This window comes from Kitasatospora paranensis (assembly GCF_039544005.1).
Classification (GTDB): domain Bacteria; phylum Actinomycetota; class Actinomycetes; order Streptomycetales; family Streptomycetaceae; genus Kitasatospora; species Kitasatospora paranensis.
Genome location: NZ_BAABKV010000001.1, coordinates 7,283,063 through 7,307,542 on the forward strand (window position 1 = coordinate 7,283,063; position 24,480 = coordinate 7,307,542).

Sequence of the window (24,480 nt, forward strand, 5' to 3'; positions counted from 1 at the left end):
GAAGTCTGCCGAGCCGTCAAATCCGGGCCGGACCCGGCGGGCCGGCCGCGGCGTCCGGCGGACGTCCGGCCGACGCGCAACCGGTCCGCACGCCGGAGGGCCGGTGCGCAGCGGTTGCGCACCGGCCCTCCGGCGTTCCGTGGTCGACCCCTGCGGTCAGTGGTGGGCGGCCGAGGCCTGTTCCTGCAGGAGGGCGGTGATCTGGTTGACGTCGTTGAAGATGCCGATGAAGCTCGTGAGGTCAGGGCTGGATGCACCCGTGACGCCGATGTAGAAGAGGTGCAGGCGGCCCTGGTCGGTCAGCAGGTAGCCGGCCTCCACCTGGGCGGCGACGGCGATCCGCTGGTTGAGCTCGTCGAGGCCCAGGACGGTGCCGGGTTTGGCGAAGACCTTGCCCTTGGCCGGGCAGTCGGTGGTGCAGGAGATCCCGTTGCTGCCGTCGACCCCGAGGATCGGCAGGGACAGCCGGAAGGCGTCCGCGTAGGGGTGCGCAGCCAGTAGGCGAGGATCTGGTCGAGGCCGATCGGGGTGGCCCGGTCGGACGCCACTCCGCCGCGCCCGTCGGCGAGCTGGAACTGGGTCGGGTCGACGTGCGCGACATCGGCGAGGAAGTCGTGCTCGATCGTGAAGGCGTCGAAGCAGGTGCCGCTGCCCCGGGCGACGGCCATGTTGCACAGCGCCAGATTGGCGCCGAGGTTGTGGCTGACCTTCAGGATCAGCTTGGCGTACTGGCTGTACGGCGGGGAGACGTAGGCGGCCACCCTCGGGTCGCCGCGGTAGGAGGCGGGGAGGGCGTCCTGCGGGTTGGGGCCGGTCGGGTCGGCCGTGACGGTGACACCGGCGCGGGCGAGCGCCTCGATCAGTGCCGTGCGGGCGAAGGCGTTGGGGTCCTGGATGGTGGAGACCCGCAGCAGCGGCTGGGCGTCGGCGGCGATCGTGCCGGACAGGGCGATCCTCGTGCCGTCCGGCGAGGCGGAGACCTGGATGTTCGTCGGGCCGCCGGCCGCCACCGTCGTGACGTCGGAGGTGACCTGGTACGGGGCGACCTGCGGGCGCCAGGTCAGCCGGGCGGGCTGCCCGGCCGTGGTCGGGGTGGTGAGCAGGTCGATGAGGTTGTCATTGATGATCATGGGGGTGGGCTGCGGGTCCAGCGCCGGGGGCGTGAACAGCCGGGGATCGACGATCACGTTGCCGTTGACCCGGGTGATGCCCGAGTCGTGCACCTGCGCGGCGATCTGGTTCAGGCCGGCGAGCGGGTTCTCGGGGGTGAGGCTGGCGCCCGGCAGGCTGGCCTCGGTGTGGTCGATGTCCGTGTAGTCCACCGTGCCGTCCGGCCTGGTGCGCCCGCCCATCGTCAGATCGCCCTGGGCGACCATGGCCAGGTTGCCGTTGAGGGTCGAACCGCGGCGGGTCCCCGTGGCCATCACCGGGGTGGTGAAGCGGTGGTCCGGGCCCAGGGTGTGCAGGGCGGACGAGATGGTGACCAGCTTGGTGGTCGAGCCGGGGATGAAGAACTGGTCCGCGTTCCGGGAGTGGATCACCTTCCCGCTCGCGGCGTCGATCTCCAGGACGCCCCACTGGGCGTGCTCGTAGCCGGGCTTGTGCATGATCGCCTCGATGGCGGGCCCGAGGTCGTCGTCGTGCGCCACCGCCGTGGGGCCGATCACGACCGAACCCGCCACGGCCGCCAGTGTCGCGCCGGCGGCGGCGCAGGCCCGCAGCCGGCCGCGGATCGTGGGTCGCATGTGGTTCCACCGTTTCTGGGGTCCGGGAACCCCGGGTCGAGGAGATCCGGCCGGGGAGACCCACGGCCCGCATCGCACAGGCCGCGGACCCGCACCGGGTCGCGGTCGCCGAGGCGCTCACGGCCGCATCGTAGGGACCCGAACTGCGCATTTCCCCGTGCCGGGCACCGAGCTGACGGTGTGTGGGGCAGATGTCATCCGGTCGGAGGATCGCCGTCCGTCGTGCGGGCGGGCCAGGGCGGGCAGGAGCTCGGTCGTTCGTGTGACATAGAGTCAGCGGCATGGGACTGCGGCTTGTTCAGGTGAATGTCAAGGCTCGGGACGACGCGGCGCTCGGCCGGTTCTGGGCGGACGCGCTCGGGTGGGGCATGTCCAGTGAGGGCCCCGGCGTGAGCAACGTCGAACCCGTCGGCCTGATCTGGCCGGACCCGTCCACCCTCTGGGTCGATGTCGTCACCGTTCCCGACCCCGAAACGGTCAAGTACCGCGTGCGCATCGAGCTCGCCACCACCTCCGAGGCCCACCGGGCGGAGTTGGTCGCACACCTGAGGGCGCTCGGCGCGACTCCCGCCGATCCGGGCCGGGGCGACGTGCCGTGGACGGCCCTGGCCGATCCGGAGGGCAACGTGTTCCGCGTGCTGGAGCCCCGGGAGATCCACCGGGACACCGGCCCGATCGCCGCGGTGGTCGTGGACTGCGCGGACCCGCGGGCCATGGCCCGGTTCTGGGGCGCGGCGGCGGACTGGACGGTGCACGAGGTGAGCGACGACCACGCGCGGCTGCGCTCCGCCGAGGGCGTCGGGCCGTACCTCGAGTTCCTCCGCACGCCCGAGGAGGAGACCGTGTGGACCCGCGTCCATCTCGACCTGCTGCCGGACCCCGGGGGCGATCAGGGCGCGGAGGTGGCCCGGCTGCAGACCCTCGGCGCGACGCTCGTGGACATCGGCCAGGGCGACGTCCGGTGGAAGGTCCTCGCCGACCCGGAGGGCAACGAGTTCTGCGTCCTCGGGTCGGCCTGACGCGCAGTCCCTCCCGGCCGGCCGTGCCCTGCCCTGCCCCGGCGATCATGCGACGAGTAGGCTGCGGCGACGGAACGCGTGACCGACGTGCCCGGGCCGGCCCCCGGCCCCGGTGTGCGCCGGGTTCCCGGGGCCGGGCTCCGTGCCCCGCGGCGTGTCGGGAACGGCGTGCGCCACCGCAACCCCCGTCCGTCGTCAGTGGAGCCATGGACCACAGCGCATCACCATCAGCACCCCTGCGTCGGACCCGCCGGATCGTGCTCGCCACTCCGGTCGTCCTCGGCGCGGCGGCCGCCGCCTTCCTCGCGCAGCGGCCGCTGCGTCACCACGGCGGGGGTGGCACGCCTGGGCCGGGACGTTCAACGGCGTGGTCTTCGACACGGTGGCCGCGCTGCCGCTGTCCGTGCTCGTGGTGTGGGCACTGGCACGCCGCCGGCAGGTCGCCGGGGCCGCGGCGGCGTGGGCGTGGCGCAGGTCGGCGGCCGAGGTCGGCATCGTCCACGGGACGGTGCCGTGGGTATGGATGATCATGCTGCCGGGCGCCGGTGCCGGTGTCGCACCCCGGCGGGTGAGCCTGGTGCCGCTGCGGGACCTGCTCGCGGTCCTCGCGGGCAGCCCGGTGACGGCGACCGTCCAGATCGTCGGCAATCTGCTGGTCTTCGCGGCGCTGGGGTTCTGCGCACCTCTGCGGTTCGCCGCCCTCGGGTCGGTGCCCCGGGTCCTGGCCCTCGCGGCGGGCTGCTCCGTCCTGGTCGAGACCGCGCAGTACGTCCTCTGGCTGGACCGGGTGTCCTCCGTCGACGACGTCCTGCTCAACACCGCCGGTGCCGGGCTGGCGGCGCTCGCGTCGCGCCGCTGGTGGGGTGCCGCGGCCGACGCACCGTCGGACCGGTCTGGGCCGGCCCCGGTCCCCGGAGGCTGAGCCGCCGTCCTCTCCCCGGCCGGCGGCTCAGCCGGATCCGGCTTCGGCCGTCCGCGGCGCCGGTGCGGTCACCCGGGCCAGGTCGTCGAGGAGCCCACCGAGCCAGACGACGACGTCGACGGTGTGCAGCGAGGCGACATCGGCGGGCATCCGGGCCGCGCTGGTGTGCTCGTCCAGGAGGGAGTCCCGTGCCTCGGCGAGCCGCTGCTCGGCGGGCCCGGTCGTGCCCGCGCCCTCGGCGGCGGTGCCCTCGCTGACCGCAGCCCTGGCGCCCGCGGCGCCGGTGCCCGCAGTCCCGGTGGCCGACCGGTCCGGGTGCCCGTCCAGGGGGACGCGGGCCAGCAGGGCGGAGGCCCGGAGGTCGAACGCCGCGGCGACCCGGTCGGCGTCCCGCACGAGGGAGGCTGCCGCGGCCGGGCCGATGGCGGCCGTCCCCGCGGGCATCCGGGCCAGCAGCGGTTCGGCCCCGCGCACCGTGTGCTGCCCGGCCAGCAGCGCGGCCTGCCAGTTCGGCCCCTCCCCGGCCGCGTCGTGCCGCTCCGAGCGGTACTGGGCGTAGCTGGCCTCGGTGAGGAGCGTGGTCAGCCGGGCCCGCCGCAGGGCGCCGTGGGCGGGGCCCGTCCCGGTCACCACCGCGACGGTCTCGCGCAGGGCCAGCGCACTGTCGGTGAGCAGCTCCGCCGTCCGCCGCCGCAGTTCCTGGCCGCCGCCCCGGGGCCACGCGCACAGGCCCGCCAGGATGCCGATCGCGGCCCCGGTCGCCACGTTGACCAGCCGGGCCTCGGCGAGCCGCCATCCGACCGGCGCCAGCTGGGTGAAGACCAGCGCGACCACCACGGTGAAGGTGCCCTGGGCCCAGGCCAGCCCGAGCATCGGCCCCACGGTGAAGGCGATCAGCATGACCGGCGGCAGCGCGGCCGCGTAGAAGGCCGGCCGTTCGCCGACCACGATGAGCAGCGCCGCGGTCGCGGCCGCCCCGCACGCGGTGCCGGTGAGCGCAGGGCGCAGCGTCATCCGGGTGTCGACGGCGCTGGTGCGCATCAGGGTCAGGGTCGCGAGCAGGACCCAGAAGCCGTGCGAGAGGTCCAGGGCGCCGGCCACCAGCCGGGCGGCGCCGAGGGCGGCGGCGATCCGCAGCGCGTTCTGGAAGTACACCGAGCGGGGCGTCAGGTTGGCCCGGAACCGGCGCCACCAGAGCGCCGCGGCGGGCGCGTGCGCGTACCAGAACGGGCCGGGCCGCTGGTCGGCCGGCGTGTCGTCGGGCGGCAGCGGTGCCCGCCGGCTGACCCGGACGGCCAGGACGAGGAAACGGCTGCCCTCGGCCGCGTCCAGGCTCACCGCGCCGAGCCCCAGCCGGGCGGCCGCGGTGCCGACCGGTTCCGTCCGTCCGTCGGGCCCGGCCGCGCGGGTGGCATCGAAGGCGGCGATCTCCGCCTCGATCGGCCCGGTGACCGGTACGGGGCCGGACGCGCGCAGGCCCGCCCCGGCCTCCCGGAGGGTACGGGCGGTGGCGGCGAGCAGCGCCGCGGCGCCGGGGTACGGGCCGCCCTCCACGCCGAGCCGGCGGACCCTCAGGAGCTGCGCGCAGGTGTAGCGCACGGTGGCCGCGCAGTGCGCGAGGGCGCGGTCGACGGCGCCGGCGGAGGCGGGCCGCTCCATCTGGGGGCAGCGGGAGAACCGCAGCTCGTCCAGGAGCGCGAGGGCCCGCGCCCGGGCCGCGTCCTCCTCGACGACGGACGGCCCGGCCGCCCGGGGGACCCGTCCACGGCCCGGATGCCCGCGGCGCCGGCGTGATCGGCCGCCCGGTCGGCGAGGTCGGCCACGGCGGCCACCGCCGCCGCGAGGCGGTCCCGGTAGGCCGGTGGCGGCCGCTCCGGCCACAGCAGCAGCTCCGCCGCCGCCAGCAGCAGGATCCCGGCGCTCACGCCGCCCAGCCGCTGCGGCAGCGCGTCGGGGGCGTACGGCGGGAAGCACGGCAGGATGTAGAGGAGTTGCAGCCCGTTGGCCAGTCCGACCATCCGCGGCCCGCCGACCGATCCGTAGGCCACCGCGAAGCCCACCCCGACCATGCCCAGCGCCGCCGTCCAGGCGTGCACCGCCAGGACGGTGCCGAGGCAGATCAGGGCCCAGGCGGCGGGCAGCGTCAGCCCCAGTGTGCGGACCCGGGCCTGCGCGCTGCCGCCGATCCGGGCGAGCACGCCGATGGCGATCGCGCCGAACAGCGCGTAGGTGGCGGTCACCGGCTGCCCGAGCCCGTACCGGAAGGTGTAGAACCCGATGCACGCGGCCGCCGTGACCCGCACCGCGCGGTGCAGCACCGCCGGGTCGGGGCGGCCCGGCCGCGGGCCCGCCGGCTGTCGGGGCATCGCACCTTCCCGGGGGAGTTCCGGTACCCGGGGCGGCGGGACGTCGCGGCGCCCGGCCCCGGGCACTCCCAGGCTAGGGCGCCCGGCGGCGGCCCGCAGGTTCCGGCGGCGCGGGGTCACCGGGCGGAGCCGTCCGGCTGCGCATCATGAGTCCATGGACGAGCTCGCTGCGATCACCGTATTCGTGACCTTCTTCGCCGTGGTGGGGCCACCCAAGATCCTCATCGCGTTCGCCCATCTCAGCCGCGAGCGGACCCCGGCCGAGATGCGGCGGCTGACCATGGTGAGCTCGCTGGCCGCCGCTTCGGTCGGCATCGTGATCGCCTACGCCGCCGATTTCCTGACCTCCTTCTTCCACGTCTCGGACCAGGCGCTCTTCCTGGCCGGCGGGGTGATCTTCTTCGTCTACGCGGTGGCCCTCGTCCTCGGCACCCACCTCGGCACCGGCGCCGTGGAGGAGGACGAGGACTCCAGCATGGTCAGCGGCCTGCGCGAGCTGCTGCTGCCGTACATCGTCAGTCCGCTGGCGGTCACCGCCGAGCTGGTCGAGTCGCTGGACGAGGACACCTGGAGCTGGCGGACGACGGTCGCCCTGATGTACGTCGCCGTCCTGGTCGTCGACTTCGTCTGCATCCTGGTACTGATCCCGCTGCTCCCGCGGATCCATGTGACCGCCCTGGAGGTGCTCTCCCGGGTGCTCGGCCTGCTGCTGGCGGCGGTGGGTGTCGAGGTCTTCCTGCACGGTCTGGAGGCCCTCGGCGTCCATCTGGCGCCGAGCGGGTTCTGATCCGGGCGCCCACCGCCGCACCGCGGGCTCAGGACGGGTCGGCCGCCCCCGCCCCAGCGCCCCAGGTCGCCCGGACCAGCTCCCGTTCGGCGGCCGTCAGATGCAGCGCGACGGCCAGCCAGCTCGCCGCGTACGCCTCCGGATCCGGGTCGTCCAGCCGGCCGAAGGCGTCCCGGCCCCGCCGGTCGGCCTCGGCGACCAGCGCGGACGTCAGCTCCGCGGCGGTGCGGAAGCCGGTACGGCGCAGTGCGGCCGCCGCGGCCCGCGGGTCTCCGGACCGCGCGGACTCGGCGGCGGCCCGCCGGCCGCCCGCGACCGCGAGTTCGACGAGCGTGCGCACCCGCCACAGCGGCGAGTCGGTGAGCGGGTCCGGTCCCTCCGCCGCGGAGCCGTCCGGAGCGGTGCCCGGCACCGGCCCGCCGCCCGGCGGGAAGTGCTCCCCGCGGAGCCGGTCGTAGCCGAGGTCCGCCCGGCCCTGCCAGTCCGCGGGCAGGCGCAGCGTCCGCTCGGCACCGGGGACGGGCCCGACGGCCAAGGGGCGCAGCGTGGCGGCCCGGTCGGGGTCGACCCGGCCGAGCACCCGCACCAGGACGCCGGGGTGGGCGGCGAGCTGCGCCAGGTTCCCGGTGTGGGCGAGGTCCGGGTGGCCGAGCGCCGCGCGCAGCCGGATCACCGGGCCGGTGGCCGACCCGTCCGGACCGGCCTCCCGGGCGGTGACGCAGTCCGCCGCGGCACCCAGCACCATCAGGTCGCAGCCGACCAGCCCGCGGACCCGGCCGGTGTGCTCGGGGTCGGCGAGCGGGCCGTCGGCGAGCCGCTCGGCCGCGGCCTCCGCGAGCGGACGGGCGAACAGCCGGGCCAGCGGACCCGACGACCAGTCCAGGCCGGCCACCGGGTTGGCCCGCACACCGCGGCCCGCCCCGAGCCGGCCGTCCGCGGACACCGTCGCGCCGGAGACCAGCAGGCCGCTCCGGGAGAGCCGGGCGTGGTCGATCGGGGCCGACCCGACCGCCACCGGGGCGGTGCCCGCGCCCCTGGCCCGGGCCGGGCCGCCCGGCTTCACGTCGGCGACCGAGAACCAGCGGCCGTCCTCGGTGACCAGGTGGGTGACCACGCCGCCGTAGCCGGTGGCGGTCAGCACCGGCTCCCGGCACACCCCGTGGACCCGCAGCGAACCGCCGGGCCGGTAGGCGCGCCGGGCGCCGCCGAGCAGGGCCGCGTCGACCTCGTCGCCGCCGGTGGCGAAGGTGGTGAGCAGCAGGTCGCGCAGCGCCGCGACCAGGTCGGCCAGCCGGTGCCCCGCGTGCCGGGCCCGCGCGCTGCGCAGGCCGCGGACGACCCGCAGGGCCGCGGCCTCGGCCCGGTGCAGGTCGGCGAGGCGGGCGGTGTGCGCGGCCCGCAGCAGGTCGGCCTGCAGGACGGCGCCGGCGGCGGGCACGCCGGCCGCCAGCACGGCGGCCGCGGCGGACCGGAGCGCGGCGGCCGCCAGCACCTGGGCGGCGGTCGGGGTCACGGCGGTTGGTGTCGCGGCGACCGGTGTCGTGGCGGTCCGAGTGACCGTCGCCGGTGCGCCGTCCGCCGCGGCACCCGGTGCCGGGTCGCCCTCGCCGGGCGGCCCGTCCGCGGGCGTGAGGCCCCCGGGTGCGGTGTCCGAGGAGCCGGCATCCTCGGGCAGGCCGTCCCCGTCCCCGTGAGCGACGGCGTCGGTGTCGGCGATCGGGCAGGCGCCCAGGACGGCCGCGCGGTGCAGGCAGCGCGGTGCCAGCAGGCAGCTGCAGACGGCCTGGGCCGCGTCCGTGACGGCGCCCCCGGGCCCGGGGGTCAGCGTGACCTCGGCGTCCTCCCCGCAGCGGACGGTGCACCCCGTGCCGTCCGCCGCCGCGGTGACCGGCAGCGCGGCGTACTGCTCGACGGCGGCGTCCAGCTTCTTGCGCAGCCGGGAGGTCAGCGCCTCGACGGCGGCCGCCACCACCTCCGGGGCGACCGGGGGAGCGGAGTGGTCGTGGGGGCAGGTGTCATCGGGCTTCTCCGCGGAGGCGGTCGCCGACCCAGCGGGCGAGGGCGAGGGGCTGAGAGCGGCCACCGGCATTCCTGCGGCCACGAGTTGCTGGGCGACCGGCACCGAGTACCGGGGTGTCCCGGTGTCGTCCAGCGCGGCGCAGCCCATGAGGTGCACGCCGGAGGCGGCCAGGGCGCGCACCTCGCCGAGCAGGCCGCCGAGCGGGTAGCCCTCCTCGAAGTCGCTGACCACCACCACCAGCGTCCGGCTCGGCACGCTCACCAGCGAGCGGGCGTGGGCGAGGGCTGCGGCGATGTGCGTGCCACCGCCGACCCGGACTTCCAGCAGCAGGGAGAGCGGGTCGTCGACCCGGTCGGTCAGGTCCGCGACCTGGGTGGAGAACGCCAGGAAGTGCGTGGACAGCGTCGGCACGCCGCCCAGCACGGCGGCGGTGAGGGCGGACCAGATGACCGAGGCCTCCATCGAGCCGGAGACGTCGACGACCAGGACGAGCCGCCAGTCGGCCTCCCGCCGGGAGCGGGTGCCGAAGACGGGCTGCTCGGGGATGACCACCGTCCGGCCGTCGTCGAGCCGCCGGGTGTGCGCCAGGTTGGCCCGCAGGGTGCGCGGGAGGTCCAGCCGGCCGCCCGGGCGGCGGGTCGGCCGGGGGTCGCGAGCCCCGTCAGGGCGGGGCGCATCCGGGTCGCCAGCTCCCGGGCGAGCTCGTCGACCAGACGGCGCACCAGGGGCCGCAGCGCGGCGAGTTGCTGCTCGGGCATGCCGCCGGCCAGGTTGAGGACGGAGGTCAGCAGCTCCACCGAGGGGCGTACGGCGGCCGGGTCGAGTTCGGCGAGCACGTCGGTGCGGCCGGCCTCGGCGGCGCGGCCGAGGACCTCCTCGCGGACGTCCGCACCGAACAGGGCCTCGAGTTCCGCCGCCCATTCGCGGGCGGTGGGGAAGGACGCGTCCTGTCCGCCGCCGTTGCCGTCCGCACCGGCCAGGTCCTGCGAGCCCTCGCCGCGGCCCGCGCCGTAGAGCTCGTCCAGGGCGCGGGCGTAGCGGCGGGCGCCCGCGGGCAGCCGGTCAGGTTCGCGGCCGAGCAGCAGCCGCCAGCGGTCGGCCGGGGTGAGCCGGTCCGCGGGGGCAGCGGCCTCCGCCGCCGGCCCGCCGCCGGGGATCCCGCCGGGATCCGCCTCGGTGGGCTCGGTGGCTTCCGTGACCTCGGTGGTGGCCCCGCCGGGCGAGGGCCGGGTGAGGCCGGGCAGGCGGAGCGCGCCGAGCGCCGCGGCCGCCGCGGCGTCGGCGGCCGCCCAGAGGGCGAGCAGCGCGGGCGGAGCGGCGAGCGTCAGGTCGGGCCGCTCGCCGAGGCGTTCGGTGACGGTCGTCAGGAGCCGGCCGCGGGCGGCCGGGGTGAGGACGTCGAAGCCGGCCCGCAGGGCGGGCAGCCGGTCCAGGAAGCCGCGGTCGGGGAGGCGGTCGATCCGCTCCAGCAGCGGGTCGAGCGCGGCGGGGGCGCACTGGAGCAGCGGCCCGCCGGCGGTGAGCAGTCCGGCCAGCAGCCGGGCGGTGCGGCGGCGGGCCTCCGGGCCGGTCGCGGTGTCGACCCAGCCGGCGGCACGGGTGCCGAGCTCGGCGGCGTCGTCCAGGTCGAGCAGGACGCGGGCGGCCAGCGCGGCGCCCTGGACGAGCGGGGCGGCCGTCCGGGCCAGGGTGGCCAGGGCGTCGTCCATCCGCAGGCCGAGCCGGTGCTCGCCGGCCCGGTCGGCGAGGGCGACCAGGGCGGTGGCGTCCTCGGGGTCGTCGCTGCCCGCCAGGCCCGGGAGCCCGCGGACGGCGGCGTCCAGCAGGGTGGCGGCGAGTTCGCCGGCCCGGGCGCGGCCGGGCTCGTCGGTGCCGGGCAGGTGGCCGCGCCGCAGCGCGTCCAGCAGGTCCAGTGCGCCGAGGAGTTCGGGCAGGGTGGCGGAGGCGGGCAGCAGCTCCTCGGCCTCGGCGAGCCGCTCGGCGACCAGGCCCGGCAGATCGCAGCGGGCCGCGGCGCGCAGCCCGTCCACCAGCTGGGCGCAGGTGGGGCCGCCCTCGGCCGCCTCCCGGCGGGCGGTCTCCCGCAGGGTGCCGGCGGCGGCGAGTTCGGCCGTCACGCCGCGGACGCCGGCCAGGTCGAGCCGGGCCGCGGCGGAGGGCGTCCAGGACAGCCGCCAACGGGTCGTCAGCGCCGTGCCGTCGCCGGTCGCGGAGACGTCGAGCGGCTCCCCGTACCCGATGCCGCAGAGCTGGAGGCGCTGCAGCAGGACCTCGCGGCGGCCGTCGAGGGTGGAGCGCAGCGGGTCGAGGCGCATCTCCCGGGACTCGGGCCGGTCGGGGCCGGGCAGCCGCAGGTCGGCGAGGTCGGCCTCCACGGCGGGGCCGAGACCGGAGCGCGGCGTGCCGGGGGCCGTCCGGCCGCGGTCGGTGCCGACCATGACGCTCTCCAGCGCCCTGGCCAGGGCGCGGCCGCGGCCGAGCGGCTCGCCCTGGCCGAGGACGGTGGTGACCGCCTCCAGCAGTTCGCCGCGGCCCGGCGCGGGCAGTCCGCGCAGCCGGGCGAGGTCGCCGGCGAGCCGCAGCGTCTCCGCGGCCTCGCCGGTGCCCGCAGTGTGGCCGGCGGCCCGCAGTTCGCGGCAGAGCTCGGTGATCGCCGTGGCGGCGGCGTCGCCCACCCGGGCCGGGTCGCCGCGGGCGGTGAGGACGGCCTGCTGCCACCGCGGATCGCGGATCCCGGCCGGGTAGCCGGAGCGGGCGTCGAGCAGCCCGAACGTGTACGGGACGAGCGAGGTGGTGACCGGGGCGGCAGTGCCGCTCTCCGCCCCCGCGGCCGCCCCGGCGTGCTCGGGCGCGTCGATCAGGGCGGGGCCGTGGAAGGCGCCGACCAGGGCGGCGACCCGCCGGCCGCCGGCCGCCGCCTCGGCGATCACCCGGCGCATGTGCGCCTCGCGGGCGAGGTCGCCGGCCGGCACACCGCCGCGGTCGGCCGCGTCCCGGCGCAGCGCCCAGCCGACGGCGAGCGCCGCCCGTCGGACGGCCTCCGGGTCGCTGCCGGGGGCCCGCACCTCCACCGAGCGGTCCCACAGGTCGTCGCCGTCGCGGCCGGTGCCGGCCGCGCCGAGCGCGTCGCCGTAGCCGGGCCCGTCGGCCGCCCGGCCGCCGGTACCGGCCGGCGCTGGCGCCGACCACTGCTTGTCGGCCATCGGCAGGTCGCAGCAGCGCACCTCGACGCCGTGCGCGCGGGCCCAGCGGATCGCGGCGAGCTCCGGCGAGAAGTCCGCGAAGGGGTAGAAGCCGAGCCGACCCTCGTCGTCGGCCCCGGCGAGCGCCACCGGGGCGACCGTCCCCTCGTCGGCCAGGTACGGCAGCCAGTGCTGGAAGTCGGCGGGCAGTTCGACGCAGAGCACCTGCGGGTCGGCGGCGTCGAGCAGGGCGGGCACCACCGCGGCCAGCGCCGGGCTGTGGTGCCGTACCCCGATCAGGTAGGGCCGCCGGCCGGCCGCGAGCGCCTCCAGGGCGGCCCGCGGTTCGTCGGCGGCGCGGTCGGTGTCCGGTCCGGTGGCGACGGTCATCGGAGGTTCTCCCGCAGGTCCCAGAGGCGGCGCCACATCGCGGAGCCGTCCTCGGCCCGGCGGCGCACCGGCCCGTCCCAGTAGCCGAGAAGCCGGCCGTGGTCCGCGGGGTCGTCCTTGTGGACGGCGCCGAGCAGGTGGCCGGGCACCAGGTCGAGCACGTCGGAGCCGGCGAAGTAGGCGGAGGCGAGACCGAGCGAGGAGGCGACGTGCACGGCCTCGGCGGTGGACATCACGGTGCCGGGGCGCTCGACGTCCCAACCCTCGGCCGAGCGGCCGGTGCGCAGGTCGCGGAAGACCGTGACCAGGACGTCGAGTACCGCGTCGTCGACTCCGAAGGCGGCGCCGGCCCGCTGCACGGCGGCGGTGGCGCGGTCCCGGACGAGCGACATCTCGGCGCCCGCGTCGGCGATCGGCTGGACGGTCTCGAAGTTGAAGCGCCGCTTGAGTGCGGCGGACATCTCCGAGACGCCGCGGTCGCGCAGGTTCGCGGTGCCGATCACGGTGAAGCCCGGGGCGGCGGCCACCGTGCCGTCCGCGGAGCCGGCCAGCTCCGGGACGCTGATCCGGCGGTCGGAGAGGATCGACACCAGCGCGTCCTGGACCTCCGGGAGGCAGCGGGTGATCTCCTCGATCCGGGCGACCCGGCCGGTGCGCATGGCGGTCATCACCGGCGAGGCCACCAGCGCCTGCGGCGTCGGCCCCTGGGCCAGCAGCAGCGCGTAGTTCCAGCCGTAGCGGAAGGCGTCCTCGGTGGTGCCGGCGGTGCCCTGGACGGTGAGCTCGCCGGTGCCGCTGACCGCGGCCGCGAGCAGCTCGGAGAGCATCGACTTGGCGGTGCCGGGCTCGCCGACGAGCAGCAGCCCGCGCTCGCCCGCGAGGGTGACCACGCAGCGTTCGACCAGGGCCCGCTCGCCGACGAACTTCGGCGCGACCACCAGCTTGGCCGGCAGTTCGCCGTCCTTGCGGCGGCGCGGCGGCAGGGTGAGGGCCTCGCCCCCGCTGCCGCAGACGAACGTCACCACGGCGGCCGGGGTGAGGGCCCAGCCGGGCGGCCGCGGGCCGTCGTCGTGGGCGGCGAGGAAGGCGAGCTCGGCGGCGTACCGCTCCTCGGCGGGCACGATCTGCCGGGGCTGCGGGATCGTCGCCGGTTCGGTGGTCGGAGGCATGTCGGGTCCTTCGGAGTCGGATCGGTCGGGGCCGGGGATGCGGTGCTCCGCACCCCCGGCGGTGGCCGGCGGACCGGCCGGTGGCGCGGTCAGCGGCGGCGTGCGCGGGCCCGCCGGACCTTCAGTTCCTCGAAGCGCGGCAGGTCGCCGTCGAGCAGGCGCTGCCAGGAGCGGCGGTAGAGCGCCGCAGCGGGCTCGGTGGGCACGCTGATGCCCAGCGGGGCGGTCGTCCCGCCGGCCGGTGCCAGGACCGGCAGCTTCCAGGTCTCCAGCGGCAGGTGCGGCGAGCGGAGCTCCGTCCAGCCGCCGGGCAGGAACAGCGCGCGCCCGGCCCGGCTGCGTCCGGCCTCGACGACCAGGTCGCCGGCGGACAGTTCGGCCCGTGCCGCCTTCATCCGGGCGGGCCGCCAGCCCGTCCAGCGCGCGGTGTTGCGGTCGGTGGGGTCGGGCATCGCCAGCAGCATCAGGTAGAGCGCGGCGGCGTCCTCGCCGATGCCGTGCCGGGCGGCCGCGGCGGCGACCAGGTCGGGCACCGAACGCGTCGGGTCCTGCGGCCACCAGGTGCCGTCCTTGCCGCGGGCACCGGCCACCGGCTCGCCCGGGTCCGCGAGCAGGGCTTCGAACGCGGCGGTGCGGGCCAGCCGCAGGGCGGCCTCCGCCGGGAACGGCACGTCGCCGTCGACCCGCAGGGCGGGCAGGTACGGGTCCTCGCCCGCCGCGTCGAGCAGCGCCGTGCGGATGCCCGGGGCGGGCTGGCTGTCGTGCGTGGCCATGAGCACCGCGCCGTAGCGCTCCCAGCCGGGGGCGGTCTCGGTCGGGGCCCCGGCCACCTTCTGGAAGGCCGGCAGGCTGACGTAGCGGCCCAGGTCGAGGATCAGCCCGGGGTGGGCCAGGCGCTCCCGGACGGCGGCCAGCGCGGCCGGCAGCGCGGCGCGCACCGGGTCGCCGGCCGGCAGCCGGTGGGCCAGCCAGGCGGTCATGGCGACCGCCCCGACCAGGGTCCTGGCGGTGAAGCCGGTGGCCTTGTCGTCGACCGGCACGCACCGGTCGCCGCGGACGGTCCAGTCCAGGTCCCGGTCGAGCTCGGGGGCCGCGGCCGGGTCGAGGACGGCGGCCAGCGACCGGGTGGCCGCCCACTCGGTGCGCACCGCCCGGTTCGCCTCGGCGAGCAGCGCCTCCGGCACGGCGACCCGCCGGCCGACCGCGGCGTTCCACACCGCGGCCGCGGCGGCGACGTCCGGGCCGTCCGTCCACAGCCGGGCCGGGTCGGCGGGCAGCAGGGCGGCCACCACGCGCTGCCGGGTGCCGGCGGCGACGGTGCGCAGCTCGTCCTTGGCGACCGCGGCGTCGGCCACCTTGAGGCCGAGCAGGGTGCGGTCCGCGGTCGGCAGGAAGCTCCGCTCGTAGGCCTCGATCTGCGGCAGGCCGGCCACGACCAGCGCCGCCATGGTGCCGGTGAGCCCGGTGAGGCGCGCGAACTCCTCGGCCGCGGCCGGGAACCACGGTGCCGGGCCGCGTGCGGACACCTCGGCGAGCAGCCGCGGCGCCCGGTCGTCGGCCGGTCCGGCCACCGGCTCCGAGGACAGCACCGTGTACGGCGCCGGGACGTCGAAGCGGCCGCTCGGGTCGTGCTGCAGCACCGTGGACTCGGTGTCGCTGGCAGCGGTCACGTCGGTGTCGGCGAAGAGCAGGAACGCGCCGCCGCCGAGCGGGACGAGGGCGTCCCGGTCGCCGTGGCGGACGGAGCCGTCGGCGGCGAGCAGGTGGCCGGCCGTCAGGTGCAGCCGCACCCGGCGCCAGCGGGCCGCCCCCTCGGGGGTGGTCAGCCCGAGGCCGTCCAGCGCGTGCAGCAGCTCGGCGAGGGCCGCGCGGTCCTCGTCGGCGCCGACCGGGGCGGCCGCGCGCAGCGCCACCGGGCCGGCCAGTTCGGGCAGCCGCAGCCAGTCGATCCGGGCGTACGGCAGGGCGGGGCCGTCCAGGTGGAGCGTGCCGGGGGCGGCCGGCTCCGCGTCGGGGCGGCAGGCCGCGGCGAGGAAGTCCAGCTGTGCGGCGGTGTAGCGGGCCTGCGCGTTGCCGTACCAACTGCCGACGCAGCCGAGGCCGCTGAGGGCGGCGCGCAGCCGGTGGTCGGTCGGGCCGGTCGGTGCGGCAGGCTCGCCGACACCGGCGAGCCGGTCGGCCAGGCGCTTGGCGACCGCGTCGAGGGACTGCTGCTGGGCGGCGGCGAACCGCACCACACCGGCGATGCCGGCCGCGAGCGCGTCGTCGCCGACGGCGGGCAGCAGGGCGCGGACGGCGGCCGTCAGCTCCTCCGGCTTCTTGGGGTCGGCCGCGCCGGCGGCCTTGAGCAGGCCCGCGGCGGTGTCGGCGTCGATCCGGCGCAGCGCCGCGGACCCCTGCGGGTCGCGCGGCCGCAGGCAGTGCCAGTAGCGCATCGGGGGAGGATCAGGGTGCCCTCGGCGAACGTGCCGGGCGCGTCGTCGGTCCGGGCGGTGGCGGTGACCACGCCGTCCGGGTCGACCAGGCGCATCCGGTAGGTCTCCCGGACGACGGCCTGCGGCCGCTCCGCGCCGGGGAAGAGCACCAGCCGGGTCGGCACGCCGGCGCCCGCGGGCAGGGTGACGGAGTGTCCGGCGGCGTCCTCGCCGCGGACCGCGCCGTCGGGCAGTTCGACGGTGCGCCAGGCCAGCACGCCGTCGGCCGGGGCCCCGGCCGGGGTCTGCTCGGCCGATGCGGCGGGCATCACCCAGCCGGAGCGGAAGGTGCTGCCCGCCGGGGCGTCGCGCAGGGCGTCCGCGAGGAACCCGGGGAGCGCGGCGCGGCCGAGCGCGCCGGTCGCCGGGTCGTACTCGTGCCAGCCGAAGGGGGTGTCCTCGCCGCTGCGGGCCCAGGCCCAGAACGAGGTGCCGTCGCCGATCACCCGGCGCTCGCCGGGCAGCGCGGTGTCGCCGGCGTGGACGACGCCGTCGCCGGTCGTCCGGCCGCCGCCGGGCAGCGGCAGGCCGAAGGTGCGCAGGTTGCCGAGCCAGGTCATCCGGGTGCCGCGGACGCTGGTGCCCTCGGGCATGGTGAAGGTGCGGTCGGGGGCGGTGTGCCAGTAGCCGACCTTGCGGTGGTTCTGGGCGCGCGAGCACCACTGGACGAGCAGCGAGCCGTCGACGTGGTGGAAGCCCGGGTCCGAGCCGGTGTCGCCGGCGGGTATCCGCAGGTCGTGGGTGAGCACGGTGCCCTCGGCGCCGATCACCCGGGCCTGGCTCGGGCCGGCCACGACGAGGTGCGGCCAGGCGTCGGCGACCACGAGGTCGTCGACGTCCTTGCGGGGGACGAGCGTGGCGACGGCCTCCTCCCAGGCGGGCCAGCCGAGTTCGTCCAGCAGGCCGCCGCGCAGGGTGCGGGCGAGCACCTCGGAGACGTCGGTGCCGGCGGCGGCCTGGACGGCGTCCTCGGCCAGCACCAGCACCTCGCCGGGCAGCCACCCGATCCGCCGCAGGGCGTCGGGCAGGTCGGGGAGGCCGGCGGCGGAGGACTCGGCGGCGACCTCGGCCGTCCACGCGGCGAGCATCGGCCGGCCGCCGGGGAGCGAGCGAGCACGCCGAGCGCGGTGCGGCCGTCGTGGTCGTCGGAGATCCGCCGCGCGCCGCGGCCGAACGCCGCGCGGAACCGCGGGTCCGCCTCCAGCGCGAGCAGGTCGCGCCGCTCCTCCTTGAGCGCCCAGGGCTCCAGCAGCAGCGTGGTGTTGTCCACCGGGTCGGCGACCGGCACGTCGAGGGCGAGCAGCAGGTCGAGCAGGTCGACGTCGCCCTCGGTGACGCGCACGGTGCCGCCGGCGGTGAGTTCGGTGCGCAGCCGCCCGGCCATCCGCTCCACCAGCCCGTAGAGGGCGGGGATCGGGCCGCGGCTGCGCCAGCCGGTGCCGCGCCAGGCGAGGAAGCGCTCCAGCCAGCCGGCCGCACCGTCGGCGGGGCCGGCGGAGTCCGGGCCCGCGTCGTCGAGCAGGCCCGCGGTGGCGCCGGACTCCTCCAGGATCTCCAGCCACAGCCCGGGCAGTTCGCGGTCCTCGGACAGCGGGGTCAGGTCGAGCAGCGTCCGCCGGACGGCGCCGTCCGCGCGGGCCAGGGCCACCAGGGCCTGGCGGTGGCCCCTCCACCAGCCGGCGGCGGCGCGCAGCGTCGCGGGCAGGGTGAGCAACTCGGCGAGGTAGGCGCTCTCGGCGGCCTCGGGGTCGGCGCCTGCGGCCCGGGCCAGCCGGCGCAGGTCGGTGGCCATCCGGGCGGACGGCGGCAGGCCGCCCGCGGTGCGGCGCACGCACAGCAGTCGGAAGCGTTCGAACGCCTCGGTGGCGGGCACCCGGGCAGTGAGCTCCTTGGCGTAGCCGGACAGCACCTTGACGGGCAGTGCGCCGGCCAGCGCGAACTCCAGGAAGACGGCGTCCAGCCGCTGTTCGTCCAGCGGCAGGCCGTGCTCGGCCTCCGCGCGGCGGGCCCGGCCGAACAGCTGTGCGGCGTAGGCGGCGTTCTCCAGGCCGAGGAAGACCCGGCCGGCCTGCTCGTAGAAGGTCGGCAGGAAGTGCGGCACGGCGGAGGCCAGCCGGCCGGCGAGCTCCTGGTAGGCGTCGAGGGCGGCCTTCGGCTTGGACTTGGCCTGGCGGGCGACCCGCTCCAGCTCCGGCATCAGGCCGAGGGCGTGCCGGCCGTCGGCCGGGTGGTGGGCGAGGACCCACTCGGGGAAGCCGAGGGCCTGGCGCAGGCCGAGCCCGACCTCGGCCGGTCCGGCGGCCGGCTCCAGGCCGAGGTAGCCGGCGGCGAGGTCCTCGGCGGCGCCGAGTTCGGCCGCCACCAGCCGGACGACCACCCGGTCGTCCAGGCCCGGGTGACGGTACGTCCGGGCGGTCAGCGGGACGGCGCGCTCGCCTGCGCCGCGGGTGCCGGGCGGCAGCACGCCGCCGGCCTGGAGCAGCTCGACGGCCTGCCGCTCGGTCGTGTCCGCGTCGTACGTCATGCGTCCTTGCCTTCCTCGACGGTGCGGCCGGCGTACAGCGCAGCGGCCATGCGCATTCCTTCGGACCAGGCGACCGGGGGGACGTCGGGGAGCGTGACCGCCCGGCCGTCGGCGTCCTGCCAGCCGAGGCCGCCGGTCTCCGAGTCGCCGTCCCAGTACGGTTCGCCGATCCACACGGTGGCCTCGGTGGTGCTGCCGCCGTCGCGGACACGGCAGGTGGCGTAGCCGCCGGAGACCCGGTAGCCGAGGGCGGAGGCCCGTGCGGCGAGGCCGAACCGGGACGGGTAGCGGCCGCCGGCGAAGTCCTTGACCTGGGTGGCCTTCTCGGCGAGGTCGGCGGGCTTGTGCCAGACCGCCCGGTGGATCTGGTCGACGCCCTGGACGACGCCCAGTTCGGAGGCGAACTCGCGCAGCTCCTCCAGGTCGGGGAGGAGCACCGGGTGGGGCAGGGTCACCGTGGCGGGGGAGATCCGGACGGTCTCGCCGTCCAGGTCGACCAGCCGGACCTCGCCCTCGGGAGTGACGTCGCGCAGGAACCCGGCCTGGTCGGGGTCGTCGCCGACCACCACGAGGTCGCGCAGCGCGGCCCGCCAGGCCTCGTCGGGCCAGACCCGGGCGAGCAGCCCGGTCGGTACCGGCAGCGAGGACACCATCCAGGCGTCCACCTGGGCGGAGCAGGAGGCGGCGTGACGGTCCAGCCACTCGGTGAACCGGCGCAGCCGGTCGGTCTCCGGGTGCTCCCGGACGGCCTTCGGCAGCGACTTCAACTGCCTGCCGGCCGATCGGCCCGTCGTCGACCGGGCCGTCACCCGTCCCTCCACGAGGGCGACTTCGTAGCCCTCACCCGCTGCCAGCCAAGCCATCGGTCCCCACCTCTTGTCCGTCCGGTCATGGAAAACGCCGCAGACCGAGGGAAATGCGGACACCTCGGCGCGGTGATGACGGGAACGCTAGCGGCCGCTTCGGACAACCGGTCCACGCGGGAGGCCGTCATCCGCCGCAGGCCGCACGGTGTCCGGCCGGTTCGTACCCGTGGGTGGGCGACCGGCCCGCCCGGGGGAGGCCCACCCTCTCCTGCATACCGCGTATGTGCTCCCGGTCCAGGTGCTGTGGAGCGTCACCGCCCACTGCCCCGTCGGGTGTCCCTTCCGCCGGTCGTCCGGGTGCGGCGTGTCGCATGGAGTTCCTCCCGGAAGGGCAGTCGCCAGGCCCGTACCCTGCCCCCGGGCCGCCGGTCGGCGCCCGCAGCGCGATCCGAGGAGAACACGGTGTCATCGAGGAGCGGTGGATCCCCCGCCACGGACCGGGGCGCGACCAGCGAGTCCCTGGCGCTGGCCGGCATGCTGTTCGCGGTGTCGATGACCTTCATCGACCAGACCATCGTGTCCATCGCCGCACCGAGCATCATCCGCGAACTCGGGCTGTCCGCGGCCGGGATGCAGTGGGTGGTCAACGCCTACCTGCTGTCCCTGGCCGCGTTCTTCGCCCTCGGCGGCCGGATCGCGGACATCCTCGGCCACCGCCGGATCATGCTGTTCGGCACCCTGGTGTTCGTCGCCGCCTCGGTGCTGTGCGGGGCCGCCCCGTCCGGCTCCGGGGCCGAGGCCTGGCTGATCGTCTTCCGCGCCGTCCAGGGCTTCGGCGCGGCGCTGATGTTCCCGGCCGCCCTCGCCGTCGTCGTCGAGGTCTTCCCGGTCGAGCGCCGCGGCCGGGCCCTGGCGCTGTTCTTCGGGGTGGCGGGCGGACTCACCGCGGTCGGGCCGATCCTCGGCGGCTGGCTGACCAGTTGGACGTGGCGGGCGATCTTCTGGGTCAACGTGCCCGTCGCGGTGATCGCCGTCGTCCTCACCCTCCGGGCGCGGATCCGCAACACCCCGCGCCCCGAGCCGGTCGACAGGCTCGGCGCCGTGCTCGTCGCGGTCGGCATGGGGCTGAGCGTGCTCGGCCTCCAGCAGGCCTCCGTCTGGGGCTGGGGCAGCGCCGCGACCTGGCTCTGCATCATCGGCGGCCTCGCCGTGCTCGTCCTCTTCGTCCTCGCCGAACTGCGCAGCAGCGACCCGCTGATCACCATGCAGGTCTTCAAGGACCGGGCGTTCGCGGTCGACAACGCGGTGCTGTTCTTCGCGATGATGGCCTTCGTCCCGGTGTTCTTCTTCGCCTCGGTCTACGCACAGGTCGCGCTCGGCTACACCGCCAACCAGGCCGGCCTCTACCTGCTGCTGTTCTTCGCGGGGTTCGGTCCGGCCTCGCAGATCGGCGGCCGGATCCTGGACAAGCGCGGTGCGCGGCCCGCCATGCTCCTCGGCACGCTGATCGGGGCGGTCGGCTTCGCACTCTGGGCGATGAAGATCACCGACCTGTCGCTGAGCGCCCAGTGGATCTACATCGTGCTCTCCGGTGTCGGCATCGGACTGCTGCTCACCCCCGCCTCCACCGATGCGGTCAACCGGGCGATCGGCCGGTCCTACGGCGAGGTCACCGGCATCACGCAGACCGTCCGCAACTACTCCGCGAGCGTCAGCCTCGCCGTCCTGGGCACCGTGCTGCTGCACACCGCCGCCAACAAGATCACCGAGACCCTGGAGCACAGCGGCCTGCCAGCCGGGCTGGCCCGCTCCACGGCGGAGCAGATCACCCACAGCTTCTCCGGCTCCGGCGGCGGTGGCGGGCAGGGCGGGGTGAGTTCCGCCGCGCTGGACGCCATCCGCGCCGACTACGCCGCGGCCAACCGGCCGGTGCTGCTCGGCATGGCCGCGGCCCTCGCCGTCGCCTTCCTGTGCGCGCTGTTCCACCCCGGCACCCGGGTCACCTCCGAGGCCGGGCCGACTGCCGCGCCACTGCCGGACGACGCCGTGCGCCCCGCCTGACACCGCGCCGGGCCCGGAGCGCCAGGGCACGCCGTACGGACGGTCAGGACGCGTCGTCCGTGCGGCCCGGCGCATCGGCCGGCCGCCGATCGGTCATCGAGGACAGCCCGCGGACGACAGGGCCCCGGCTGCGGCCGGCCACGGCCGGCCCCGGCGGGCTCAGTACGGGAGCGGCCGGCCGGACGGCGTCCGCAGGTCGAGCGGCGGCCGCGGGCGGCCCTGGCTGGGGCGCGTGGTGATCCTGATCCTGGTCATCGCAGTCGCCTCCTCGGCCGTACGGTGCACCGGCGCAATTCCCGGTTGCGCGTTTCGTACCCGCACCGGGGCCGCGTCATACCCGCGACGGCAAAGCTCCGCACGCAGGCTGACCGGCCGTCAATCCGTCCGGCCCGCCGCGGTGGGCCGGACCGCCCGGCCGGTGCTGCGCCCGCCCTGCCCCGCGCACCCGGCGGAGAGGCGGGACGTCGCGGACAAGCCCTAGGCTGGAGGCGCCGACGAGCGACGGAGGACGTTGCGATGGCCGAGGGCACCGACCGCGCGGACGGCGACGGCACCGACCCCGAGCGGGCCGTCCTGGAGGCCGCCGTGGCCCGGCTGCGCAGCGAGGTCGAGGGGCTGCGCACGGCGATGCGCAGCCGGGCGGTCATCGAGCAGGCCAAGGGACTGCTGGTGGAGCGGTTCGCCTGCACCCCCGACGAGGCCTTCGAGCAGCTCTCCGCCCGCTCCCAGGACGCCAACCGCAAGGTCGCCGAGATCGCCGCCGAGCTGCTGGCCGCCGCCACGCCCCGGCCGCGCCCGGGAAGCCCGGCCGGGCGCCGACCCCGGCGGCCGGCCGCGACCGCGCCGCTGCTCGGCCCCCAATCCCGCCCCGCGCTCCTTCCCCCGCCCCTGCCGCCGGCAGCCCCGCCGCCGCGCCGCCGGGCGGCTACGCGGCGCTCCGCCAGCTGGCCGCCGGTGTGCTGGCCCGGGCCTCGGGCCCCGACGACCTCGCCCGGCTGCTGGCCGGGTCCGCGCTCGCTCCCCTGGGCGCCACCGCCGTCGTGCTGGCGCTGCGCGAGCCGGACGGCGCGCTGCGACTGGTCGGCAGCCACGGCGCCGACGCCCGCCGGCTCAGCCAGTGGCGGCGCATCCCGCCGCTGCGGGTGCTGCCGCTCACCGAGGCCGTCCGGTCGGGCACGGCCGTCTGGGTGCACGACCGGGCCGAGTTCGCGGCCCGCTACCCCGACCTCGGCGGCGCGGACCTCGTCCCCGGGCAGTCCGTCTGCGCGCTGCCCCTGCGGGTGCGGGGGCGGGTGACGGGAGCGATGAAACTGGGCTGGCCCGAGCCGTACACCCCCGATCCGGCCGCCGAGGCGTTCCTGGCCGACCTGGCCGACCTCTGCGCCGACCGACTCGACCGGCTGGCGCGTGCCGCGGGCGCCTCCCGCCCTGCCGTCCAGCCGTGGTTCCGCGCCGTCGTGGACACCCTGCTCGACCCGGTGCTGGTCCTCGGCGCCGTCCACGACGCCGACGGCCGCACCGTCGACCTGGTGGTGGAGCACGCCAACACCGCCACCGTCGACCTGGCCGGCCGCACCGCGGCCGATCTCGCCGGCCGCCGGCTCAGCGAGCTCTACCCGGGCATGGTCGCCGCCGGCATCTTCCGGCACATCCTCGACACCGCCACCACCGGCGTGCCCTACACCGGCGCCTCCGAGCAGTTCACCGAGGTCGTCGAGGGCGCCGTACGGACTTCGGCGATGACCCTGCGCGCGGCCCCCTACCCGGACGGGGCCCTGCTCACCTGGCGGGCCCACGACGAGCAGCGGCGGCGCGAGAGCCAGCTCGACCAGGCACAGCGGCTGGCCCGGCTGGGCACCTGGGGCTGGGAGGCCGGCTCGGCCCGGATCGGCTGCTCCCCGGAGGCACTGCGGCTGCTGGGCCTGCCCGGGGACGACCGCACCGGGGCGACCCCCGGCGAGGCGCTGGCCGCGGTCGCCCCGGCCGACCGCGCTGCCGTCCGGGACGCCGCCGGGCGGCTGTTCGGCGGGGAGAGCCCGGCGACCATCGAGTTCCGGGCAGGCCGCGACGGGGCCCGCCACCTGCGCGTCCTCGCCGAGGCCGAGCCCGGGCCCGCGGGGGAGGCGCCGTCCGCCGTCCACGGTGTGCTGCAGGACGTCACCCGGTGGCGACGCGCCGAGCAGGCGCTGGCCGGCACCCGCAACCGGCTCGCCGACCAGCGGCGCCGAACCGAGGCCGAGCACCGTGCCGTCGAGGCGCTGCAGAGCGCCCTGACGTCCGCCCCCGCCGGGCCGCTCCCGACCGGGCTGGAGAGCGCCGTGCGCTACCTGGCCGCCGAACGGGAGGGCAGGGTCGGCGGCGACTGGTACGACGTCCTGCCGCTGCCCGACGGCACCGTGCTGGTGGTCGCCGGCGACGTCTCCGGACACGGTCTGGCCGCCGCCGCCCGGATGGCGGGCCTGCGGTACGCGCTGCGCGGGCTGGCCTACACCGGGGCCGAGCCCGGCGACCTGCTGGGCCGGCTGAACCGGATGCTCTGCCACCAGCACGCCGACCACACCGCCACCGCCGTCTGCGGGCGCCTCGACCCGGCCACCGGTGTGCTGCGCTGGGCCCGGGCCGGCCACCTGCCGCCGCTGCTCTCCCGGGAGGGGACGGCCCGGCTGCTCGACCCGCCGGAGGGGCTGCTGCTCGGGGCCGTGCCGCGGGCCGGGTACGCCACAGCCGAACTCCGGCTGCACCCCGGCGACGTGCTGCTGCTCTACACCGACGGCCTGGTCGTCCGCCGCGGCGCCGACCTCGGCGGGCGGCTGGCCCGGTTGCGGCTGGCCGTCGACGAGTACCGGGCCGGCGACCTCGACGGCTGTCTCGACCACGTGCTCCGCCGGATGGCCGCCCCGAGCGCGCTCGACGACACCTGCCTGGTGGGTCTGCGGCTGCGCACCCCGGCCGGGCCGGGCGACGGGCCTATCGTGGAGAACCGGGCACCTGCGCGGACAGGCGGACCGGCGTGAC

14 protein-coding genes and 2 pseudogenes are annotated in these 24,480 nt (G+C 77.2%); 6 read left to right on the forward strand and 10 right to left on the reverse strand.

Annotated features, from left to right (window positions below; all coding sequences use genetic code 11):
* Positions 1-156: 156 nt before the first annotated feature.
* Together ABEB13_RS34675 and dacB are read right to left on the reverse strand one after the other, a co-directional pair.
* On the reverse strand, positions 157-321 hold the full coding sequence (locus ABEB13_RS34675; RefSeq protein WP_345708646.1) for a hypothetical protein: 165 nt from the start codon (positions 319-321) through the stop codon (positions 157-159).
* On the reverse strand, positions 300-1,745 hold the full coding sequence (gene dacB / locus ABEB13_RS34680; RefSeq protein ID WP_345708647.1) for a D-alanyl-D-alanine carboxypeptidase/D-alanyl-D-alanine endopeptidase: 1,446 nt from the start codon (positions 1,743-1,745) through the stop codon (positions 300-302). The genes ABEB13_RS34675 and dacB overlap by 22 nt, the downstream gene beginning before the upstream one ends.
* Before the next feature lie 281 nt (positions 1,746-2,026).
* On the opposite strand from dacB, the gene ABEB13_RS34685 reads away from it, so the two are divergent.
* Complete coding sequence (locus ABEB13_RS34685) at positions 2,027-2,764, forward strand: VOC family protein (RefSeq protein WP_345708648.1); 738 nt, start codon at positions 2,027-2,029, stop codon at positions 2,762-2,764.
* 367 nt (positions 2,765-3,131) lie between these two features.
* A complete protein-coding gene (locus tag ABEB13_RS34690) occupies positions 3,132-3,686 on the forward strand; it encodes a VanZ family protein (protein WP_345708649.1) in 555 nt (184 codons plus the stop codon).
* Positions 3,687-3,713: 27 nt separating this feature from the next.
* Here the strand turns inward: ABEB13_RS34690 and ABEB13_RS34695 are convergent, their stop codons facing one another.
* Positions 3,714-5,345 (reverse strand): FUSC family protein, encoded by a 1,632-nt coding sequence (locus ABEB13_RS34695; protein ID WP_345708650.1) that lies wholly within the window; start codon positions 5,343-5,345, stop codon positions 3,714-3,716.
* The gene (locus ABEB13_RS34700; RefSeq protein WP_345708651.1) at positions 5,258-6,052 is read right to left on the reverse strand and encodes a hypothetical protein; all 795 of its coding nucleotides are present in this window, start codon (positions 6,050-6,052) and stop codon (positions 5,258-5,260) included. The genes ABEB13_RS34695 and ABEB13_RS34700 overlap by 88 nt, the downstream gene beginning before the upstream one ends.
* Positions 6,053-6,206: 154 nt before the next feature.
* Between ABEB13_RS34700 and ABEB13_RS34705 the strand changes: the two genes are divergently transcribed.
* Positions 6,207-6,839, forward strand: a complete 633-nt coding sequence (locus ABEB13_RS34705) for a MarC family protein (RefSeq protein ID WP_345708652.1) — start codon at positions 6,207-6,209, stop codon at positions 6,837-6,839.
* A 28-nt stretch (positions 6,840-6,867) separates the two neighbouring features.
* Here the strand turns inward: ABEB13_RS34705 and ABEB13_RS34710 are convergent, their stop codons facing one another.
* The 6 genes and pseudogenes from ABEB13_RS34710 to ABEB13_RS34735 all read right to left on the reverse strand — a co-directional run bounded on the left by ABEB13_RS34710 (position 6,868) and on the right by ABEB13_RS34735 (position 19,461).
* A complete protein-coding gene (locus tag ABEB13_RS34710; RefSeq protein ID WP_345708653.1) occupies positions 6,868-9,780 on the reverse strand; it encodes a VWA domain-containing protein in 2,913 nt (970 codons plus the stop codon).
* Positions 9,693-12,431 (reverse strand): annotated as a pseudogene (locus tag ABEB13_RS34715) (DUF5682 family protein); the annotation flags it as partial. The pseudogene ABEB13_RS34715 and the gene ABEB13_RS34710, both read right to left, overlap by 88 nt.
* Positions 12,428-13,600: an ATP-binding protein gene (locus ABEB13_RS34720; RefSeq protein WP_345708654.1), complete on the reverse strand. Its 1,173-nt coding sequence runs from the start codon at positions 13,598-13,600 to the stop codon at positions 12,428-12,430. The pseudogene ABEB13_RS34715 and the gene ABEB13_RS34720, both read right to left, overlap by 4 nt.
* Before the next feature lie 89 nt (positions 13,601-13,689).
* Complete coding sequence (locus ABEB13_RS34725) at positions 13,690-16,035, reverse strand: hypothetical protein (protein WP_345708655.1); 2,346 nt, start codon at positions 16,033-16,035, stop codon at positions 13,690-13,692.
* An 805-nt stretch (positions 16,036-16,840) separates the two neighbouring features.
* On the reverse strand, positions 16,841-18,598 hold the full coding sequence (locus tag ABEB13_RS34730; RefSeq protein WP_345708656.1) for a hypothetical protein: 1,758 nt from the start codon (positions 18,596-18,598) through the stop codon (positions 16,841-16,843).
* Positions 18,595-19,461: a DUF4132 domain-containing protein gene (locus ABEB13_RS34735; RefSeq protein WP_345708657.1), complete on the reverse strand. Its 867-nt coding sequence runs from the start codon at positions 19,459-19,461 to the stop codon at positions 18,595-18,597. Before ABEB13_RS34735 ends, ABEB13_RS34730 begins: the two co-directional genes overlap by 4 nt.
* 477 nt (positions 19,462-19,938) lie before the next feature.
* Between ABEB13_RS34735 and ABEB13_RS34740 the strand changes: the two genes are divergently transcribed.
* From ABEB13_RS34740 to ABEB13_RS34745, 3 genes and pseudogenes are all read left to right on the forward strand, one after another.
* Positions 19,939-21,465 carry an MFS transporter gene (locus tag ABEB13_RS34740; protein ID WP_380233055.1) on the forward strand — a complete coding sequence of 509 codons (1,527 nt, stop codon included), beginning with the start codon at positions 19,939-19,941 and terminating at the stop codon, positions 21,463-21,465.
* A gap of 516 nt (positions 21,466-21,981) precedes the next feature.
* A pseudogene (locus tag ABEB13_RS40875) lies at positions 21,982-22,224 on the forward strand (ANTAR domain-containing protein); the annotation flags it as partial.
* A gap of 197 nt (positions 22,225-22,421) precedes the next feature.
* Positions 22,422-24,479 (forward strand): SpoIIE family protein phosphatase, encoded by a 2,058-nt coding sequence (locus ABEB13_RS34745; RefSeq protein WP_345708659.1) that lies wholly within the window; start codon positions 22,422-22,424, stop codon positions 24,477-24,479.
* The last annotated feature ends 1 nt before the right edge of the window (position 24,480 follow it).

Coding starts and splice junctions, on each gene's coding strand:
- dacB (WP_345708647.1), bottom strand. CDS start 1,745: ATGCGACCCACGATCCGCGGCCGGCTGCGGGCCTGCGCCGCCGCCGGC.
- ABEB13_RS34685 (WP_345708648.1), top strand. CDS start 2,027: ATGGGACTGCGGCTTGTTCAGGTGAATGTCAAGGCTCGGGACGACGCG.
- ABEB13_RS34695 (WP_345708650.1), bottom strand. CDS start 5,345: ATGGAGCGGCCCGCCTCCGCCGGCGCCGTCGACCGCGCCCTCGCGCAC.
- ABEB13_RS34700 (WP_345708651.1), bottom strand. CDS start 6,052: ATGCCCCGACAGCCGGCGGGCCCGCGGCCGGGCCGCCCCGACCCGGCG.
- ABEB13_RS34705 (WP_345708652.1), top strand. CDS start 6,207: ATGGACGAGCTCGCTGCGATCACCGTATTCGTGACCTTCTTCGCCGTG.
- ABEB13_RS34710 (WP_345708653.1), bottom strand. CDS start 9,780: ATGGGCGGCGGAACTCGAGGCCCTGTTCGGTGCGGACGTCCGCGAGGA.
- ABEB13_RS34720 (WP_345708654.1), bottom strand. CDS start 13,600: ATGCCTCCGACCACCGAACCGGCGACGATCCCGCAGCCCCGGCAGATC.
- ABEB13_RS34725 (WP_345708655.1), bottom strand. CDS start 16,035: ATGCGCTACTGGCACTGCCTGCGGCCGCGCGACCCGCAGGGGTCCGCG.
- ABEB13_RS34730 (WP_345708656.1), bottom strand. CDS start 18,598: ATGACGTACGACGCGGACACGACCGAGCGGCAGGCCGTCGAGCTGCTC.
- ABEB13_RS34735 (WP_345708657.1), bottom strand. CDS start 19,461: ATGGCTTGGCTGGCAGCGGGTGAGGGCTACGAAGTCGCCCTCGTGGAG.
- ABEB13_RS34740 (WP_380233055.1), top strand. CDS start 19,939: ATGCTGTTCGCGGTGTCGATGACCTTCATCGACCAGACCATCGTGTCC.